The organism is Pseudomonas migulae, from assembly GCF_043225285.1.
In the GTDB taxonomy this organism is placed as follows: domain Bacteria; phylum Pseudomonadota; class Gammaproteobacteria; order Pseudomonadales; family Pseudomonadaceae; genus Aquipseudomonas; species Aquipseudomonas migulae_C.
The window spans coordinates 226689-245524 of sequence record NZ_CP171224.1 but is presented as its reverse complement, the minus strand read 5'-3'; the positions used below and the strand labels follow the sequence as shown (position 1 = coordinate 245524).

Annotated in this window: 13 protein-coding genes and 2 pseudogenes; 5 read left to right on the top strand and 10 right to left on the bottom strand. The window is 61.3% G+C overall.

Translation table 11 applies throughout. The features are described from left to right. The 6 genes from ACF6ZU_RS01205 to ACF6ZU_RS01180 all read right to left on the bottom strand — a co-directional run bounded on the left by ACF6ZU_RS01205 (position 1) and on the right by ACF6ZU_RS01180 (position 4782). Positions 1 to 753 carry a GntR family transcriptional regulator gene (locus ACF6ZU_RS01205; protein WP_392890101.1) on the bottom strand — a complete coding sequence of 251 codons (753 nt, stop codon included), beginning with the start codon at positions 751 to 753 and terminating at the stop codon, positions 1 to 3. A gap of 56 nt (positions 754 to 809) precedes the next feature. Then, entirely contained in the window at positions 810 to 1199 is a 390-nt protein-coding gene (locus ACF6ZU_RS01200) for a carboxymuconolactone decarboxylase family protein (protein ID WP_392890100.1), read from the bottom strand. Between the two features lie 139 nt (positions 1200 to 1338). After that, positions 1339 to 1824 (bottom strand): flavin reductase family protein, encoded by a 486-nt coding sequence (locus ACF6ZU_RS01195; RefSeq protein WP_392890099.1) that lies wholly within the window; start codon positions 1822 to 1824, stop codon positions 1339 to 1341. A gap of 12 nt (positions 1825 to 1836) precedes the next feature. Next, a complete protein-coding gene (locus tag ACF6ZU_RS01190) occupies positions 1837 to 3318 on the bottom strand; it encodes an aldehyde dehydrogenase (protein WP_392890097.1) in 1482 nt (493 codons plus the stop codon). Beyond that, complete coding sequence (locus ACF6ZU_RS01185) at positions 3315 to 4148, bottom strand: alpha/beta fold hydrolase (RefSeq protein WP_392890096.1); 834 nt, start codon at positions 4146 to 4148, stop codon at positions 3315 to 3317. Before ACF6ZU_RS01185 ends, ACF6ZU_RS01190 begins: the two co-directional genes overlap by 4 nt. A 43-nt stretch (positions 4149 to 4191) precedes the next feature. Continuing rightward, positions 4192 to 4782: an amino acid synthesis family protein gene (locus ACF6ZU_RS01180; protein ID WP_392890095.1), complete on the bottom strand. Its 591-nt coding sequence runs from the start codon at positions 4780 to 4782 to the stop codon at positions 4192 to 4194. A 191-nt stretch (positions 4783 to 4973) separates the two neighbouring features. Here ACF6ZU_RS01180 and ACF6ZU_RS01175 point away from each other — a divergent pair, with 191 nt between their 5' ends. After that, on the top strand, positions 4974 to 6101 hold the full coding sequence (locus ACF6ZU_RS01175) for a diguanylate cyclase (protein ID WP_392890094.1): 1128 nt from the start codon (positions 4974 to 4976) through the stop codon (positions 6099 to 6101). Here ACF6ZU_RS01175 and ACF6ZU_RS01170 read toward each other — a convergent pair whose 3' ends face one another. Next, the gene (locus tag ACF6ZU_RS01170; protein WP_392890093.1) at positions 6102 to 7106 is read right to left on the bottom strand and encodes an AraC family transcriptional regulator ligand-binding domain-containing protein; all 1005 of its coding nucleotides are present in this window, start codon (positions 7104 to 7106) and stop codon (positions 6102 to 6104) included. It lies immediately after the preceding gene. Positions 7107 to 7356: 250 nt separating this feature from the next. Here ACF6ZU_RS01170 and ACF6ZU_RS01165 point away from each other — a divergent pair, with 250 nt between their 5' ends. After that, positions 7357 to 8106: an EAL domain-containing protein gene (locus tag ACF6ZU_RS01165; RefSeq protein ID WP_392890092.1), complete on the top strand. Its 750-nt coding sequence runs from the start codon at positions 7357 to 7359 to the stop codon at positions 8104 to 8106. 109 nt (positions 8107 to 8215) lie between these two features. Further along, on the top strand, positions 8216 to 10282 hold the full coding sequence (treS, locus tag ACF6ZU_RS01160) for a maltose alpha-D-glucosyltransferase (RefSeq protein WP_392890091.1): 2067 nt from the start codon (positions 8216 to 8218) through the stop codon (positions 10280 to 10282). Between the two features lie 828 nt (positions 10283 to 11110). Here treS and ACF6ZU_RS01155 read toward each other — a convergent pair. Next, a complete protein-coding gene (locus tag ACF6ZU_RS01155; RefSeq protein ID WP_392890089.1) occupies positions 11111 to 12130 on the bottom strand; it encodes an AbrB family transcriptional regulator in 1020 nt (339 codons plus the stop codon). Between the two features lie 163 nt (positions 12131 to 12293). Continuing rightward, positions 12294 to 14549 (bottom strand): catalase/peroxidase HPI, encoded by a 2256-nt coding sequence (gene katG, locus ACF6ZU_RS01150; RefSeq protein ID WP_392890088.1) that lies wholly within the window; start codon positions 14547 to 14549, stop codon positions 12294 to 12296. Between the two features lie 438 nt (positions 14550 to 14987). On the opposite strand from katG, the pseudogene ACF6ZU_RS01145 reads away from it, so the two are divergent. Continuing rightward, positions 14988 to 16067 (top strand): annotated as a pseudogene (locus tag ACF6ZU_RS01145) (cache domain-containing protein); the annotation flags it as partial. 372 nt (positions 16068 to 16439) lie between these two features. Further along, positions 16440 to 16976 (top strand): annotated as a pseudogene (locus ACF6ZU_RS01140) (methyl-accepting chemotaxis protein); the annotation flags it as partial. A gap of 532 nt (positions 16977 to 17508) precedes the next feature. Here ACF6ZU_RS01140 and ACF6ZU_RS01135 read toward each other — a convergent pair. After that, positions 17509 to 18816, bottom strand: a complete 1308-nt coding sequence (locus ACF6ZU_RS01135) for an OprD family porin (RefSeq protein ID WP_392890087.1) — start codon at positions 18814 to 18816, stop codon at positions 17509 to 17511. Positions 18817 to 18836 lie beyond the last annotated feature (20 nt).

The following is an 18836-nucleotide window of genomic DNA, read 5'->3' as shown; positions in this document are numbered from 1 at the left end:
TCAGCGACCTATGCGCGGTTCTTTGAGCGCGATCGGCAGGGTGATTTCGGGGATTTTCCCGGTCTCTTCCTGTTTGCGCTTGAGGTAGTCCAGGGCGACCGCTGCGGCGGCGCGTACGTGATCGACGCACGCCTGATGCGCCGCCAATGGATCGCCGCTCTTGATGGCCTCGACCATGCGTTCCATTTCCTGATTACTGGCGCCGCGACGGTTTTCCTGGGACACCGAGGTCGCACGCAAGTAACTGATCCGCGCCTGCAACTGACGCAGCTGAGTGGCTGCGACATGGTTGCCGGAGCCTTCGAGCAGGACGTCGTAGAACCCCTGGACCGAGTCGATCACCTGTTGCAGCTCACCCTCTTTCAGGGCCTTGCGGTTTTCCTCGAGGGCTTTCTCCAGGGCCTTGATGTCCTTGGCCTTGGCACGCAGGGTGAACAGCTGGACGATCAGGCCTTCGAGCACGCAACGCAGCTCATAGATATCGACGGCATCGGCCAGGGTGATGATCGCGACGCGTGGGCCCTTGGCATCGGCGAACTCCACCAGGCCTTCGGACTCCAGGTGACGCAAGGCTTCGCGAACGGACGTGCGGCTGACGCCCAGGCGATCACACAAATCGCGCTCGACCAGACGGTCCCCCGGCATGAGCTGGAAGTTCATGATGGCGCTTCGCAGTTTATCCAGCACGATTTCGCGCAGGGTAACGGGGTTGCGATTGACCTTGAAGCTGTCGTCGAGTGGCAGGCGTTTCATGGGGTACGCTCTAAAGGCGGCTGTCCATGCCGGATGGGCATCAAAACAGCCGAGGGTTAACTGGAGGCCTCGGCATCGGCTTCGGCGAAGGCTTCACGGGCAAGCCTGAAGCTGTCTACGGCAGCGGGCACACCGCAATAAATGCCGACTTGAAGCAGAATTTCGCGTATTTGCTCACGACTCAAGCCGTTACGCAAGGCGCCACGCACATGCAGCTTGAGTTCATGCGGACGGTTGAGCGCCGAGATCATCGCCAGGTTGATCATGCTGCGTTCCTTGAGCGACAAGCCTTCACGCCCCCAGACATGACCCCAGCAGTATTCCGTGACCATTTCCTGCAACGGCCGGGTGAAGTCATCGGCGTTCTCGATGGAGCGTTTCACATAAGCCTCACCGAGCACTTTCGTGCGGATCTGCAAGCCTTTTTCGTACTTCTCGTTGCTCATTTCGATTGTCTCCGTGGACCTCGGAACTCTGTAGGAGCGAGCTTGCTCGCGAAAAACCCGAGAACTGCGCGGGGTGTCAGGCTTACCGCATCATCATTGACGACCATCGCGAGCAAGCTTGCTCCTACAAGGGACTGAGTCAGGCCAGCGCGGGCAGCGGGCCCAGTTTGCCTTTGTGGTAAATCATCGGCGTCACCGGCTGCTCGGGCAGAATCAAATTCTTCACCGCGCCGACGATGATGGCGTGGTCGCCGCCATCGTATTCACGCCACAGTTCGCACTCGATGATGGCGGTAGCCTTGCCCAGCAACGGATTGCCCAGGGCGCTCAGATGCCATTCGATGTCACGGGCCTTGTCCTTGCCTTTGCTGGCGAAGGCATAGGCTTCGGCGGTCTGGTCGGCGGACAGCAGATGAATCGCGAACTGCTTGCTGTCGCGCAAAACCGGGTAAGTGTCCGAAGCATAGTTGGGGCAGAACAGCACCAGCGCTGGGTCAATCGACAGCGCACTGAACGCGCTGGCGGTGATGCCGACGATGCCGCCGTCCGGGTCCAGGGTGGTGACCACCGTGACCCCGGACGGAAACGAGCTCATGACGTCTTTGTAAATGCCGGGTTCGATCATGTCGGTTATCTCTTAGCGCATCACGAAAGGGTCAGGCATCGGTGCCTGGGAAAGGTTGATCCACACCGTTTTCAGTTCGGTGTAGGCCAGCACCGAATCGATGCCGCTCTCGCGTCCATAGCCGCTGTTCTTGAAGCCGCCAATCGGCGCCATTGCCGACACGGCGCGGTAGGTGTTGACCCAGATGATCCCCGAGCGCACGTCCCGGGCCAGGCGATGGGCGCGACCGAGGTCGCGGGTCCAGATCCCGGCGGCGAGGCCGAACTGCGAGTCGTTGGCAATCGCCAGCGCTTCGGCTTCGTCCTTGAATCGAATGACCGAGGCCACCGGACCAAAGACTTCTTCCTGCATGATCTTCATCGAGTTGCGGTCGCATTCGAATAAGGTCGGCTCATAGAACCAGCCGTCACCGAGGTTCTGCGGACGCTTGCCGCCCAGGCGCAGACGCGCGCCTTCGGCAATGGCATCGGCGACCAGGCCTTCGACGACCGCCAGTTGCTGCGCGGTGGCCATGGGGCCCATTTCGCTGCTGTCTTCCTGCGGGTTGCCGATGCGGATGCGCTTGGCGCGTTCGACCAGTCGCTCGACGAATTCGTCGTAGATTTCATCCTGGACCAGCAGCCGTGAACCGGAGACGCAGCTCTGTCCGGACGCGGCATAGATCCCGGCAATCGCACCGTTGATCGCGCTATCGAGGTCGGCGTCGGCGAAGATGATGTTCGGTGACTTGCCGCCCAGTTCCAGCGACAGCTTGGCGAAGTTCTCGGCGCTGCTGCGCACCACATGCCGGGCCGTCGCCGCGCCGCCGGTGAAGGCGATTTTGCGGATCAGCGGATGGCGGGTGAGGGCGGCACCGGTACTTGGGCCGTAACCGGTGACGACGTTGACCACACCCGGCGGAATGCCGGCCTCGAGGGCCAGGCGCGCCAGCTCGAGGATGGTTGCCGAGGCATGCTCGGACGGTTTGATCACAATCGTGTTGCCCGCGGCCAGGGCCGGCGCCAGTTTGATCGCGGTCAGGTACAACGGGCTGTTCCAGGGAATGATCGCCGCGACCACGCCCATGGCTTCGTGCACCGTGTAGGCGAACAGGTCCGGCTTGTCGAGCGGCAAGGTGCCGCCTTCGAGCTTGTCGGCCAGGCCGGCGGTGTAGTGGAAGAACTCCGGCAGGTAGCTGACCTGGCCACGGGTCTCTCGAATCAGCTTGCCGTTGTCACGGCTTTCCAGCTGCGCCAGGTGTTCCTTGTTCTCGGCGATCAGATCCCCCAGCCGGCGCAGCAATTTGCCCCGGGCGGTGGCGGTCAGGCCGCGCCAGGCCGGGCTGTCGAATGCGGTTTGTGCGGCCTGTACGGCGCGCTCGACGTCGGCTTCGTCAGCATCGGGCAGTTCCGCCCAGGCTTCGGCCAGGGCCGGGTTCAGGCTTTCGAAGGTCTTGCCGGATTGGGCATCGACCCATTCACCGCCGATGCACATCTGGAAACGTGCGAGTGTCATGCAACGATCCCCTTGATTGGGTTTTGTCGGGCGTTTGCCGTGTCGAGAAATTCCAGCAACAGCTGGTTGACCAGGCGCGGCGATTCTACGGGCATCATATGCCGCTGCTCGGCGAGCACGGCAACTGTTGCGCCGGGGATGCGCTCGGCCAGTTGCCTGGCCATTTCCGGTGTCGAACCGGGGTCCAGCTCACCGGTGGCGACCAGTGTCGGCACCTGGATGCTGGCCAGGTCGTCGGCGCGGTACATGTCCTGGGTGGCGAACAGTTCGTAGGTGGTCAGGTAACCCTGCGGGTCGTTCTCGGCCAGAGTCTGGCGAAGCGCGGCGATCTGCGCCGGGTTGGCCGCCTGATATTCACGGCTGAACCAGCGTGACAGCGCCGCTTCGGCGTTGGCGTCCGGCCCGTGCTCCGCCGCTTGCGCGGTGCGGGCAATGACGCCGGCACGCTGTTCGGCACTACGGTTGAACACACTGTTGAGCACCACCAGGCCTTGCAGGCGTTGCGGGTAATGCAAGGCAAAGGCTCGCGCGACCAATCCGCCCATGGAAAACCCGATCACCGTCGCCTGGGGCAATTGCAGGTGATCGAGCAGTTCCAGCAATTGATCGGCATAACCCAGCAGCGGCGTACCGCTTTCCGGGCGCGGGCTGGCGCCGTGGCCGAGCATGTCATAGGCAATTACCCGGTACTTCGTGGCAAGGCCGACGACCTGGCCGCCCCACATTTCTTTATTCAGGCCCACGCCGTGGATCAAAACCACAGGCTGGCCTTGGCCGGTCGCCAGATAACTGGTGCCAGCCGGGGTGTGTTCAGCGGTGAGCCGAATCATGGAGCGCTCCTGCATACCTTTTTGTTGTGGTGACCGACCTCGATTACTGGGCGTTTTCGGCCGCCAGTTCTTCCAGGTCGATGTAGCGGTTGCCGATGCGCGGGTGCAGTCGGCCGCCATCGGCGCAACCCAGCACCACGACGATTTCATCGGCGCGCGGCGCGTCTTCAATCTGCATTTCCAGGGTGATGTAGTGCGAACGCAGGCCTTCGTCGTCCTTGTGCATCATCGGAATCTGGATCGAAGTGCCCGGGCCGCCGCGCTTGTTGGTGAAGCTCAGGTAGCTCTTGGCCTTGACCGCTTCGCGGTAATGGTTGCCGAAGCGCAGGGTATGGATCACCGCCGAGGCGTGCTCGATTTCGCCATCGGCACCGACCACCGCCGCCTTGCCGTAGGCCTCGATCTTGTCGGCGCCACCAATGATGCCGACCAGGCGCTCGACCATCAGCGCGCCGAGATCGGAGCAGTTGGCGCGGATTTCCGGTTTCAGGTCTTCGACGAAGCCGCGCCCCAGCCATGGGTTTTTCATGACAACAGCCAGGCCGACCATGGTCACTGGCGTGTCGGTGGCTTTGCCGCCTTCGATAAAGGTTTCTTCGACATAGCTGACGATCTTGCGGATTTCGAAACTCATGAGCTGCTCCATGTAGGGTGAAGGATGTCTGTGCGTATGATGGTATACCATAATACCGGCAACGCAAGTGCCCGAAACGGGTTTCTGGTCGGAAGGCGACAAAACGCAGAAGGAGCGGTGATACGGTTGTTTGCGCTAATAGCGAGGTGCCACAATGGCGCCTTGCTCAGCATCACTATCAGGCGGCTCTAATGGATGGCCCTGGATTGCGGTACGAACAGGAAGATTTCATCGTAAAAGGGGTGCACTCGGACCGGCTGCACCAGTTGTTCCGCCAGTCGGTTTCAGCGGTGTTTGGCAGTTTGCTTGCGGTGCTGATGGTGTGCTGGCTGTGCTGGGACCGTTTCGATCACACGGTCGTAGCGTGGTGGATAGCGCTGCTGGTGGCGTCGTCGTTGCTGCGCATCTCGATGTTCATCGCCTATTTCCGTAGCCCGGACAGTGAACGTACCCCGCAGCGCTGGGAGCGCACCTATTGGGTCACGCTCGTGTTGTCCGCCGGTATCTGGGGCGGCGGGGCGCTGGCGGTCATCCCGGCCCATGACCTGTTGGCCCAGGCGCTGGTGATGCTGTTCTGCGTCGGCATGTCGGTGAGTGCGGTGTCCTGTTACTCGGCGTATCGCTACATGACGATGGCGTCCATTTCCCTGGTGCTGTTGCCCTGTACGATCTGGCTGCTGTTTCAATCCACTTCCCTGCAAGTGGGCATGGGCATTGCGGTGCTGGTGTTCGCCTCCTTTGTGTTCAGCGCGACGCGCAGCGTATCGGACGCCCTGGAAACTGCCTTTCGATTAACCCGTGAGATGGAACTGGCACACAGTCTGTCCACGCGCGCGGCGCAGACTGACGAACTCACCGGCCTGAAAAACCGCCGGGCCTTTTTCGAACACGCCCAGCAGCTATATGGCCACTGCAAGAACAACCGCTTGCCGCTGTGCGCGGTGATGCTGGATATGGACCACTTCAAACACATCAACGACACCTACGGCCATCAGGTCGGCGATCAGGTGCTGCGGCAAATGGGTGGCGTCATCAGCCGGTCGTTCCGCGAAACCGATGTCTACGGCCGATTGGGCGGGGAGGAGTTCGCGGTGTTGCTGCCGGACACTTCGATCGACGTCGCACAGAACATCGCCGAAGAACTCATCCAGTCGATTGCCGGGCTGATGACTGGACCGGTGCACCGCATCTCGGCGAGCGTCGGGGTGGCGTCGATGAATGCCGAGGATAACGACCTGCACAGCCTGATGAACAACGCGGACAAGGCGCTCTATCGGGCCAAGGCGCGCGGGCGGAATCAGGTCGCGGTCTCCGAGTAGTCAGGCCCCTTCCCGGTAGCGCCCGGGCGTCATGCCGAACCAGCGGATGCAGGCTTTGTGAAAGCTGCTCTGATCGCGAAAACCCAGCAGCGCGCCGATGTACTTCACACTGCGCGCCGAGTTGCGCAGGAAGTTATGCGCGAGCATCAGGCGCGCTTCATCCTGCAATGCCGAGAAGTGCATGTCTTCATTACCCAGGCGTCGTTGCAGGCTGCGCGCACTCACGCCCACCGCCTGGGCAATGCGCTCCAGATCGCTGGGAACGCCTTGGGCCAGACGCTCGGAAAGCACCCGTCGCACCCGCTCGGTCATTGAGCCGTTGAGCAGCAGGTTCAAGCGTGTGCGGGCGTACTCGACATGCAGCACATCCAGCGCGGGGTCGGCAGTCGGCAAGGCAATCGAGCAATCTTCGAGGCTGAACGCCAGGCTGTTGTAGGCCGCGCCGAACGACAGGTTGCTGCCGAGCAAACGTTCCAGCCGCGTGGTGTCCGCCGGTTCGGGGTAGGTAAAGGTCGCGGCTACCGGGTGTGGTTTGCGCTTGGGTACCAGCCAGTGCACCAGCCCCACGGTTTGCGCGGCGCCCGCGTCGATGAAGGGGCGCGGGGTAAGGGACGGCAGGACGCTGATGTCGAAACCGATCAGCTTCAGCGCCGTGGCTTCCTGGTCCAGGCACATGTAGAAGCCGTTGCAGATCAGCGATTGATAATCCACCAGGCGTTGCAACGCAGTGCCCAGCGTGGCGCAGGACATCACGGCGTAACCGAGCACTTCCAGATTCGCCGGGTGCGCGCGGGCGTAGGCCAGCAGGCCGATATCGGGGTTGCCGGTGCGCCTCGCCGCTTCAGCCATCACTTTGTAGACCAGCTCCAGCCTGACGCCATGGGGGTTTGCCCAGACCTCCTCATGGCTGCTGTCGAACTCTTTGAGCAAGCTTTCTACGTTGGCGCCGGCGTCGGTCAAGACGTCGGCGAGCACCTGAAAACCGGTGCTGGTCATTCTGTGCATGATTCTTCCCGGCGTAATGGCTAATTGATGTCGCACAAGCCGGCGCATGATCGCAATAAACAAATGGTCACAGTCGATTAACACAACCGACACGTTTCCAAGGACAAGCGAAAGGTATCCGGGAACACTTCCTGACCGTGGGGGGAGCGTCGATTATGGCCGGCAGTCAACGCTGCAAGTTGCAGGAGCGCCCGCTTGGCGTAGCCATACTCACCCGGCGGCGGGATGCCGCTTTGTCTACGGATCTGACATGCACAGAGTCAAAAACTTTTACAACGAACTGGCGCAGGGCAAGTTGGTGTTGGCGTTTCAGCCGGTGGTTTGGTTGCCCGACAGCCAGCGCGTGCTCTATCAGGAAGGGCTGTTGCGGCATGTCGATGCGCAAGGTGAAGGGGTTTATCCCTTCGCCATGCTGGAAAAACATCAGTTGATGCGCGAGCTCGACCACAGCGTGGTGAGCTGCGTGATCGAACGCTTGCTGCAAAACGAGCACCTGCGCCTGGGCTGCAACATCTCTGCGCAGAGCGCCATTGTCGACCACATCTGGCAACCTATTTTCATGCAATTGCGTGATTCGCCTTCGGTGGCCGCGCGGTTGGTGATTGAAGTGACGGAAAGCGCCACGCCGCCAAGCACCTCGGCGGCGATCGAGTTCGTGTTGTGCCTGCGGGAGCTGGGTTGCCGGGTGGCCATCGATGATTTTGGCGCGGGCCTGGGCACGCTGGAATTTATTCGCAAGACCCGGCCGGACATCGTCAAGATCGATCAGGGCTACCTCCAGCGCGCCCGTCTGGAAACCAACAACGCCCAGACCCTCGGCCATCTCGTGCAGCTGTGCAAAACCATGGCGCCGTGCGTGATCATCGAAGGGATCGAATCCGAAGCCGACCGCGCCCTCGCCACGGCCTGCGGCAGCGAGTGGGGCCAGGGCTATCTGTTCGGTCGCCCGCGAATCGACGCACTGGGCGCGCGATGCCAGCTGCAACCCGGTTCGTCATAACGCAGCACGATGCAACGAATGCCACGTCATGGCCTCATATGAAAACGAGCGGTGCCTTTGGTGCAGAAGGGCGGACGCCATTTTTTCATGACGAGAGGTGATTGTTTCCATGACGGCGGCTGAGAAAAATCATGTGGACTGGCTGGTCGAACAATCGATGCTGCATGCCGCACGGCAGCGGGCGAAACTCTACTCGGGGCAGGGCAGAATGTGGCAACAGCCCTTCGCGCACACCCGGCCCCGCGATGCTTCGGCCCTGGCGTCGGTGTGGTTTACCGCGTACCCGGCGTCGATCGTCACCCGTGAAAACGGCACGGTGCTTGAAGCCCTGGGAGACGAAACCCTGTGGCACGCCCTGTCCAGAATCGGTATCCAGGGCATTCACAACGGCCCGCTGAAACGCTCCGGCGGTCTTTCGGGCACCCGGCACACGCCGACCATCGACGGTAATTTCGACCGTATCAGTTTCGATATTGACCCACAGCTCGGCACCGAGGCGCAGCTTCAGGCGTTGACCCGCATGGCCGCCGCGCACAATGCGGTGATCATCGACGATGTCATCCCCTCGCACACCGGCAAAGGCGCGGATTTCCGCCTGGCCGAGATGGCCTACGAAGACTATCCGGGGCTCTACCACATGGTGGAAATCCGCGAGGAAGACTGGCCGCTGTTGCCCGAGGTGATCAAGGGGCGCGACGCGCAGAACCTCAGCCCGCAGCAGGTCGATGTGCTGCGCGACAAGCATTACATCGTCGGCCAGCTACAACGGGTGATTTTCTTCGAACCCGGGGTCAAGGAAACCGACTGGAGCGCCACGCCGGTGGTGATCGGGGTCGACGGCAAGCCGCGCCGCTGGGTGTACCTGCATTACTTCAAGGAAGGGCAACCGTCGCTGAACTGGCTGGACCCGACCTTCGCTGCGCAGCAGATGATCATCGGTGATGCGCTGCACGCCATCGATGTGATGGGCGCGAAAATCCTGCGTCTGGACGCCAACGGATTCCTCGGCGTAGAGCGCAAGCTCGACGGCACCGCGTGGTCTGAAAGCCATCCGCTGTCGATCACCGGTAACCAGTTGCTCGCCGGGGCGATTCGCAAGGCTGGCGGGTTCAGTTTTCAGGAGCTGAACCTGACCGTCGACGACATCGCCGCCATGTCCCACGGCGGGGCGGATCTCTCTTATGACTTCATTACCCGGCCGGCCTACCAGCATGCGTTGCTGATGGGCGATACCGAATTCCTGCGCTTGATGCTGCGCCAGATGCATGCCCTCGGCATCGATCCGGGGTCGCTGATCCATGCGTTGCAGAATCATGACGAACTGACCCTCGAGCTGGTGCATTTCTGGACCCTGCACGCCCATGACACCTTCCTTTATCAAGGGCAGACGTTCCCCGGCAACATCCTGCGCGAGCACATTCGCGAGCAGATGTACGAACGCCTGGCCGGCGAGCATGCGCCTTACAATCTGAAGTTCGTCACTAACGGTGTGTCCTGTACCACTGCGAGCATCATCACGGCGGCACTTGGGATTCGGGATCTCGACGCCATCACCCCGGCGGACATCCAGCAGATCCGCCAGATCCATTTGCTGCTGGTGATGTACAACGCGATGCAGCCGGGTGTGTTCGCGTTATCCGGCTGGGACCTTGTCGGCGCATTGCCGTTGCCGGCGGAGCAGGTCGCGCACCTGATGCTTGATGGCGATACCCGCTGGATTCATCGTGGGGCTTACGACCTGGTTGATCTGAATCCGGAAGCCGAGCTGTCCGAAGGGCAGATGCCGCGCCCGAAAACCCTGTATGGCAGCCTGACCAGCCAGTTGAAAGACCATGACTCGTTCGCCTCGCAGTTGAAGCGAATCCTCGCGGCGCGGCGGTCTTACGATATTGCCGCGAGTCGCCAGATCCTGGTGCCGGATGTCCAGCATCCGGGGTTGCTGATCATGGTGCATGAGCTGCTGGCCGGGAAAGGCACGCAGATTACGGCGCTGAACTTTGGCTCGACGCCTATTACTGAAACCCTGCACTTGCCCAATATTGCGCCGGGGCCGGTGGTCGACATTATCAATGAGCGGGTCGAGGGGGATCTGACGCCTGAGGGGGAGTTTACGATTACGCTGGATGCGTATGAGGGGTTGGCGCTGCGGGTGGTCAGCAGTTCGCCGATGATCTAGGGATCTTGCTTTCAGGCTTGCTGTTCTGATCGGTATTTTTTTGCGTTATCTGCGTCTGTTACGTATCAGGGGCGCGCCTCACAATGACGGCACGGTCGGCAATCGCTGTTGCGCTTGCACCGCACTCTCATTGTGTAGGAGGTCGTATGGCCAAGATGTCCCTGTTCCTGGGTGGTTTTCTGGTGTTGACGATTCTGATCGGGGCTTTGGCGACGATTTCGCCGGCTTAGGTTGTTGGCGTACATATCCGTTGTTCAGGTGATGGCGGGTATTCGTTTCGCCCTTCGGTGCCGCGCTCTGGTCGTGCTCCGTTCGTACGCATTCCCCTTGTGGGAGCGAGCCTGCTCGCGATGGGCTTCAACGATGACGCGTGTTGTCTGAATCAGCGCGGTGCCCGGATGTTTTTCGCGAGCAGGCTCGCTCCCACAGGGCATCGGGTTGTTTGATCGAACGCATTCCACTGTAGGAGCCAGCTTGCTGGCGATGGACGTCAACGATGACGTGTGCTGCCTGAATGAACGCGGTGTCCGGGCGCTTTTCGCGAGCAGGCTCGCTCCTACAAGGGATCGGGTTCACACGGTCAAAACTGTAGGAGCCGGCTTGCTGGCGATGGACGTCAACGATGACGCGGGCTGTCTGGTTGCACGCGGTGCCTGGGCGTTTTTCGCGAGCAAGCTGGCTCCTACAGGGGATTGGGTTCACACGGTCGAAATGGTAGGCCCGGCTTGCCGGCGATGGACGTTAACGATGACGCGGGCTGTCTGGTTGCACGCGGTGCCTGGGCGTTTTTCGCGAGCAGGCTCGCTCCCACAGGGCATCGGGTTGCCATCAAACCTCTTCCCGCCACCGCCGCGCCTGCACAAGCAACGCCGGTGCAAAATGCAAAACCACCATCCGCACCAGATGATGGGTGAGGATAAACACCACGCTCAACCCACCCCCGAAGGCAACAAGGGCAATGGTCTCGATGGCCCCCGGCATGTACGCCAGCCACAACGACACCGGATCACTCCCCAGAACCTTCCCGGCCAGACCGGCAAACGCCGTCGCCGTCACCAGCATCAGCGCAACCGACACAACCCCGGCGCGCCCGTGGTGAACCAGTTCTTTCAGGGAGATCCCCTTGAACTTCGAGCCAATCAGGCACCCCAGCAGCACCACCGCCGCATTGACACTCCACACCGGCATTTGAAAGGCCTGCAGAAGCCCCAGCTTGACGTAGACACCGGTGGCAACGATCGCCGTGAGCATGAACGGCGCCGGCACTCCGATGTTCAAAAGCAGGCGGCCTACCAGAATACTCAAGGCAATCAACGACAGCACCGTGAGCACCGTACTCAGCAACAACGGAGTGCTCTCGACCAGCGCCGCATCGCTCTGTCCGGGAATGCAAAAGCTGACCAGCACCGTGATCGACAACAGCCGGATCAAATGCACGACGATGACTTTGCTCGACGCCCCCTCGGATTCCAGCAAATCGAACACGGCGGCGAGGGCACCGGGGTAGACGGCCAGCAGCGTATCCTTGCGGTTCCATCCAGAGATCCGGAACAACCAGAAACCCGCCACCGCGCCCTGGACCGTCAGGCACAGCAACATGAAGCCCAGGCTGGGCAGCATGCCGGCCGCTGTGTGGCTGTCCCATGAGGTAAACATCAAGCCGGTGGCGATCCCCAGCACGATCTGCACGTAGCCAAGGCCGAATCGCAGCGTGGGGGCGAAATCCAGGTTGCTGACGATCAGCGCGGTTGCGAGTATCGAACCCAGCAACAAGCCGTGAGGAACACCGACGTATTGCAGCGCGGCGCCAACGCCGGTGGCGATCAGTAAACAGAGGAGGGTTTTCATGGGGGCTGGTGGTCTTCCTTGATTGTGGTTTTCCCCCGACGACATCCATCCGGGCCCGTGCACCTTGTCCCATTGAATGGCGCGAAGCGTCAAGCACGCGGTTGCCGGACCCGCAAAAAGCACAACGCCTCCACAAGGGAGGCGTTGCGATTTCAGCACACTGTCACTTCAGATCAAACCGGTCCAGGTTCATCACCTTGGTCCACGCCGCGACAAAGTCCTTCACGAATTTCTCCTTCGAATCGCTGCTGGCATATACCTCGGCCAACGCGCGCAACTGCGCATGCGAGCCAAAGACCAAGTCGACCCGCGTGCCGGTCCATTTCACTTCGCCGGTTTTGCGGTCCCGTGCTTCAAACTCCTCGTTGGTGTCCGAGGTGGGTGTCCATTCCACGCCCATGTCGAGCAGGTTCTTGAAGAAGTCGTTGGTCAGTGCCTCGGGCTGCTTCGTGAAGACGCCATGTTTGCTTTGGCCGACATTGGTGTTCAGCACTCGCAGGCCACCAACCAGCGCGGTCATTTCCGGCGCACTAAGGGTCAGTAGTTGCGCCTTGTCGATCAGCAGGTGCTCGGCTGCCACTTTGTAACGACCTTTGAGGTAGTTACGGAAGCCGTCGGCAATGGGTTCGAGGAAGCCGAAGGATTCCACGTCGGTCTGTTCTTGCGAGGCATCCGTGCGCCCGGGTGTGAACGGTACCGTGACGCTGTGGCCGGCATTTTTCGCGGCTTGTTCGACACCGGCGCTGCCGGCCAGCACGATCAGGTCGGCCAGCGAGATTTTCTTGCCGCCATTGTTGAACTCGCGCTGAATCTCTTCGAGTTTGCCCAGCACCTTGGCCAGTTGCTCAGGCTGGTTTGCCTGCCAGGATCTCTGTGGCTCCAGGCGCAGACGACCACCGTTGGCGCCGCCGCGTTTGTCGGAACCCCGGAAGCTCGAAGCTGCCGCCCAGGCTGTCGATACGAGCTCCGACACGCTGAGGCCCGAAGCGAGGATCTTGCTCTTCAGTGCGGCCACGTCGCCGTCGTTGACCAAGGCATGGTCGGCCTTCGGAATCGGGTCTTGCCACAGCAGTTCTTCACCGGGCAGTTCCGGGCCGAGGTAGCGCGAGAGCGGGCCCATGTCGCGGTGGATCAGTTTGTACCAGGCGCGGGCGAAGGCGTCGGCGAGCTGATCGGGGTTGGCCAGGAAACGCCGGGAAATCGGCTCATAGATCGGGTCGAAGCGCAGGGCCAGGTCCGAGGTCAGCATCGTTGGGTTGCGCTTTTTGGACGGGTCATGGGCATCTGGAATGGTCCCGGCACCCGCGCCGTTTTTCGCCACCCATTGATTGGCGCCGGCCGGACTTTTGCTCAGCTCCCACTCGAAACCGAACAGGTTTTCCAGGTAGTTGTTGCTCCATTGGGTAGGCGTGGTGGTCCAGGTCACTTCCAGGCCGCTGGTGATGGTGTCCGGGCCTTTGCCGGTGCCAAAACTGTTTTTCCAGCCAAAACCCTGTTGTTCAAGACCGGCCGCTTCAGGCTCGGCACCGACATTGTCGGCAGGGCCGGCACCGTGGGTTTTGCCGAAGGCGTGACCGCCGGCGATCAGGGCCACGGTTTCCTCGTCGTTCATCGCCATGCGCCCGAAGGTTTCGCGGATGTCCAGCGCCGAGGCGACAGGATCGGGATTGCCTTCAGGGCCTTCCGGGTTGACGTAAATCAGGCCCATCTGCACGGCGGCCAACGGGTTTTCCAGGTTGCGGCCATGGTCGGTGCGGCTGTCCTCGTTTCGGCCAGGCTCGGCTACCAATGGGACATCGCCGGGTGTCTGCACCGGTTTTTGCCCCTTGTCGTAACGGGTGTCACCTCCCAGCCAGGTGTTTTCCGAGCCCCAGTAAACGTCCTCGTCCGGTTCCCAGACATCGGCGCGACCGCCGGAAAAACCGAAGGTCTTGAAGCCCATGGATTCCAGGGCGACGTTACCGGTCAGTACGATCAGGTCGGCCCAGGAAATGTTGCGGCCGTACTTTTGCTTGATCGGCCACAGCAACCGGCGTGCCTTGTCGAGGCTGACGTTGTCCGGCCAGCTGTTGAGCGGGGCGAAGCGTTGTTGGCCAGAGCCGGCGCCGCCACGTCCGTCGCCGGTGCGATAGGTGCCGGCGGCGTGCCAGGCCATGCGAATGAACAATGGCCCGTAGTGACCGAAGTCTGCCGGCCACCAGTCCTGGGAATCGGTCATCAGCGCTGTCAGGTCGCGTTTGACCGCCGCAAAGTCGAGTTTTTTGTAGGCTTCGTTGTAGTTGAAGCCCTCGTCCATGGGATCGGACAGGGACGAGTGCTGGTGCAGGATTTTCAGGTTCAGTTGGTTCGGCCACCAGTCGCGGTTCGTCGTGCCACCGCCAGCGGCGTGATTGAACGGGCATTTCGATTCATTTGCCATGTGCGAGCTACCTTTGGTCGTGTTCATCCGGCTATCGGGCCCGGGGCGGGCGTTTAATAGCGACGGGCGGAATCAAGACATCGGCTGCAGGGTCAGCAGTTGGACCACACGAACATTCTAAACATCGACATCAAGTGGCCTGCGCGGTCTCCCATCGGCCTGGTCTAGCTTCGGGCCAGTCTCCTTTTCAGCGCTAATCCGGCCGGCTTATGGCGCCAGCGCAGACTAAGGTTAGACCCGAGTCGGGAAGTCAGCTAATAGGTGGAGTGTTGCGAGTCGATAGGCAGAATCTTTCACCGAAACCCTTGAGATGAAGCGCTTTTCTCGTTGAGCTTCGATATAGTGGCCAAATAATATCAACTATAAAAAATCTGCCAGCAGGACTGCATTCTCGAACGTTGGGTGGTCTGTGCTGGTTGACATCTGGCCCACTTGAGAATGTCCATGCCTAATCGCTCGTTGCACTTCAAGTTGTTCTGGACGGCCCTGCTCGGGACCGTCGTCGTCATGGCGCTGTTGCTCGGCTCCATCGCCTATATCGCCTATGGCACGTCAGTGAAGGAAACCTCCGCGCTGGTCGACACGGTCGTGAAGGCCAATGCCAAGGAAGTCGAAGTTGAACTGGGTGTCGGTTTTACCGTCGCCGAATCCCTGGCCAGTGTCGCCTCGGCGATGCAACAGCAGCAGGTCGATCGCAAGACCGCCGATGCCATGACCCGCCAGCTGTTCGAAGCCAATCCGCAGTTGTTGGGCCTTGGGCAATATTGGGAAACCAATGCGTACGATGGCAAGGACAGTGAGTTCGCCAACCAGCCGAACCACGATGCAACCGGCCGTTACCTGACCTACTGGAACCGTGCGAGTGGTTCGGTGAAGTCCGAGCCGTTGACCGGCTACACCCCGGAAAATGCCGACAACCAGTATTACTATCAGCCGTTGCGCAGCCGCCAGCCGTGGGCCTCCGAACCCTTTGCCTACAGCACCGGCAACGGGCAGAAAGTCATGATGGTGTCGATCATGGTGCCGCTGTTGCAGGGCGGCAAAGCCCTGGGCGTGGCGGGTGTCGATATCCCGCTCGAAACCATCAACCGGCAACTGGCGAAGATCGATGCCTATAAAGGCTACGGCGCGCTGGTGTCCAGCAATGGCCTGTACGCCAGTCACCCGGATGCCAAGCGTCTGAGCCAGCCGGCCGATGATTTGCCGACGGCGGCCCGGGATGCGATCAAGGCCGGTCAGTCGTACAGCTTCCAGCGCGATGGCTGGGGTTATGTGCTGCAACCGGTGCGTATCGGCAAGGCACCGAACACCTGGTCGTTGATGGTGGCGTACCCATTGGCCGAAGCCATGGCCGGGATCAACCAGTTCCTCTGGACTGCGGTGGTTATCGGCCTGATCGCGTTGCTGGCGCTGGCGATCGTGCTGTGGCATTTGCTGGCGTGGCAGATCCGTCCGCTGTCCGGTTTGACCGTCGGCATCCAGGCCTGGAGTGGCGAACTGGGGCTGCGTTTCGAACAACGCAGCGGTGATGAAACCGGCAAGTTGGCCGGTGCGTTCAACCAGTTCATCCAGCGCCTGGGCGACCTGGTGGGTTCGATTCGCCAGAGCAGCGGCGCGTTGATCCAGATCTCCAATCACCTCGGCGAGACCACGCAGGCCGTGGCCGAGCGGGCGACTTCGCAGCACACCGCGACCGAGGAAATGGCCAGCGGCGTTACTGCGCTGGCGCACTCGGTGACCGAGATGTCGCAACAGGCCGAGGACGTGGAGCAACTGGCGCGCAACACCGAAGCGCTGACCAAAAATATCTCCGGCGACATGAGCCAGACGCTCGCCGGGATCACCCACATCGACCAGACCATGGACGTGGTCGCCGGTGCCGTGGGCGATCTGGAAAAACGCTCGCAGCAGATTGCCGGGATCATCGCGGTGATCCGCAGCATCGCCGACCAGACCAATCTCCTTGCCTTGAACGCGGCGATTGAAGCCGCGCGGGCAGGGGAGCAGGGGCGCGGGTTCGCGGTGGTGGCGGACGAAGTGCGGCAACTGGCGGAGCGCACCAGCCGCTCCACCGGTGAAATCGGTGAGATGATCGGTGCCATCGGTTCGGACGTGCGCAACACCGTGGCCAACGTCCAGCAGGTCGGCGAAGCCGTGCGCCTGGGCGTGGTGCAACTGACCACCTCGGCGCAAGGCGTCGATCAGATTCGCCAGCATGCCCAGGACATTCTGACGCGCATCAGCGAAGTCGCGCGCCAGACCCAAAGCCAGGCCGCAACCGGTGAGCAACTGTCGGTGGCGATCCAGGGTGTCAGCCGCATTTCCGAGCAGAACGACCACGCGATCCGCAGCTTGCTCGATCAGTCGTTGCAACTGCGCGATCAGGCCGGTTCGTTGAATCAGCAGCTGACGCAATTCAGGGACTGATTTCACCCCTCGAAACTATGAACACCGCAATCCCCTGTAGGAGCCGGCTTGCCGGCGATGAGGCCCGAAAGTTCTGCATCGATTTCGAGGCCATCATCGCCAGCAAGCTGGCTCCTACAAGGGTTTTGCGGCTGGCACGAGAAATGTGAACGACACGCCACCCTGTAGGAGCCGGCTTGCCGGCGATGAGGCCCGAAAGCTCTGCATCGATTTCGAGGCCGTCATCGCCAGCAAGCTGGCTCCTACACGGGGTTTTGTGATGGGCCCGAGAAATGTGAACGACACGATCCCCTGCAGGAGCCGGCTTGCCGGCGATGAGGCCCGAAAGCTCTGCATCGATTTCGAGGCCGTCATCGCCAGCAAGCTGGCTCCTACATGGGTTTTGCGGCTGGCACGAGAAATGTGAACGACACGATCCCCTGTAGGAGCCGGCTTGCCGGCGATGAGGCCCGAAAGTTCTGCATTGATTTCGAGGCCGTCATCGCCAGCAAGCTGGCTCCTACAAGGGATCGTGTCAGGCCGGGATCTTCGGTTACAGCAGCGGAATGCTATAGCTGACGATCAGGCGGTTCTGGTCCTGGTTGCGGCTCGCTTCACTGTTGGACTTGCCGTTGCGCCAGCCAAACCCGACACCCTTGAGCCCGCCGGACTGAATCGTGTAATCCAGGCCGATGTCCCGTTCCCATTCCTTCTGGGTGTCACCCGTGAAGGTCTTGATGTTGTCGCCGCTGAGGTAGATGACCGAGGCCTTCAAACCAGGTACGCCGACACCCGCAAAGTCATACGCATACTGACCGAACGCAGTGCGTTCGCCCGCGCGGGTGAAGGTCTGGATCAGGCGGTCGGTGTACAGGTACAGGCTGGCGCCGCCGGCACCTTTGTCCGGCAGGTTGCCCTGGCTGAGCTGGGTGAAGTTGCTGCCGCTGGAAACGCTTTGATAACCGGCGGTGAGCGCATGGGCACCGGCGGTGTAGATCAGTGCGGCGCTCCAGGTCCGGTTGTCGATTTCGCCATCGGCGCCTTCGGTGTAGCCGCTGATGCGGTAACCGGACGTGCCCGAGCTGTTGGCGCCGGACGAATCGGTCCTGAAGTAGCGCAGGTCGGTTTTCAGCGATTGGTTGTCCGAGATCGTCAGCGTGTGCAACAGGCCGAAAAACTGCTGGGTGTAGTAGTTGTCGAGGTTGGCGTAGTAATACTGGGCCGTCAGGTCCTTGGTGATTTTCCAGTCGCCGCCGGCGAAGTCGAACGCATTGCTTTCGCGGGTGCCACCGGTGGCCGCGAGCCCGGTCCGGTCGCTGGAACCACGGCCCGTCGCGTGTTCGATGCGGCCGCCCGTGAGGGTCAGGTCCTTGAACTCGCTTGAAGTGATCTGGCCGCCGTCAAAGGTCTGCGGCAGCAGGCGCCCGTCGTTGGCCACCAGGATCGGCAGTTTCGGCATCAGCGTGCCCAGGCGCAGTTCGGTCTTCGAGACTTTGACCTTGCCGGTCAACCCCAGCCGGCTCCATTCATCGACCGCGCTGTTGTCGCTGTCCGACGGAATCATGCTGCTGCCGACGTGGCGCCCCTTGCCGCTGTCCAGCGTGATCCCCATCAGCCCGAGTGCATCGACGCCAAAGCCGACCACGCCATCGGTGTAGCCGGACTTGAAGTCGAGCATGAACCCCTGTGCCCATTCCTCGGTTTTCGAAGGCGTCGCCGGGCCGTCGCGGTTGTCGTTGTTGAAGTAGAAATTTCTCATCCCCAGCGTGGCCTTGCTGTCACTCAGGAAGTCGGCGTGGGCCTGGCTGCTGAGGGCAATGGCGCCCAGCGCGAGGGTGACAACGGTGTTCTTGCTGCTCATGTAAAGCGCCCCTGTTTTTT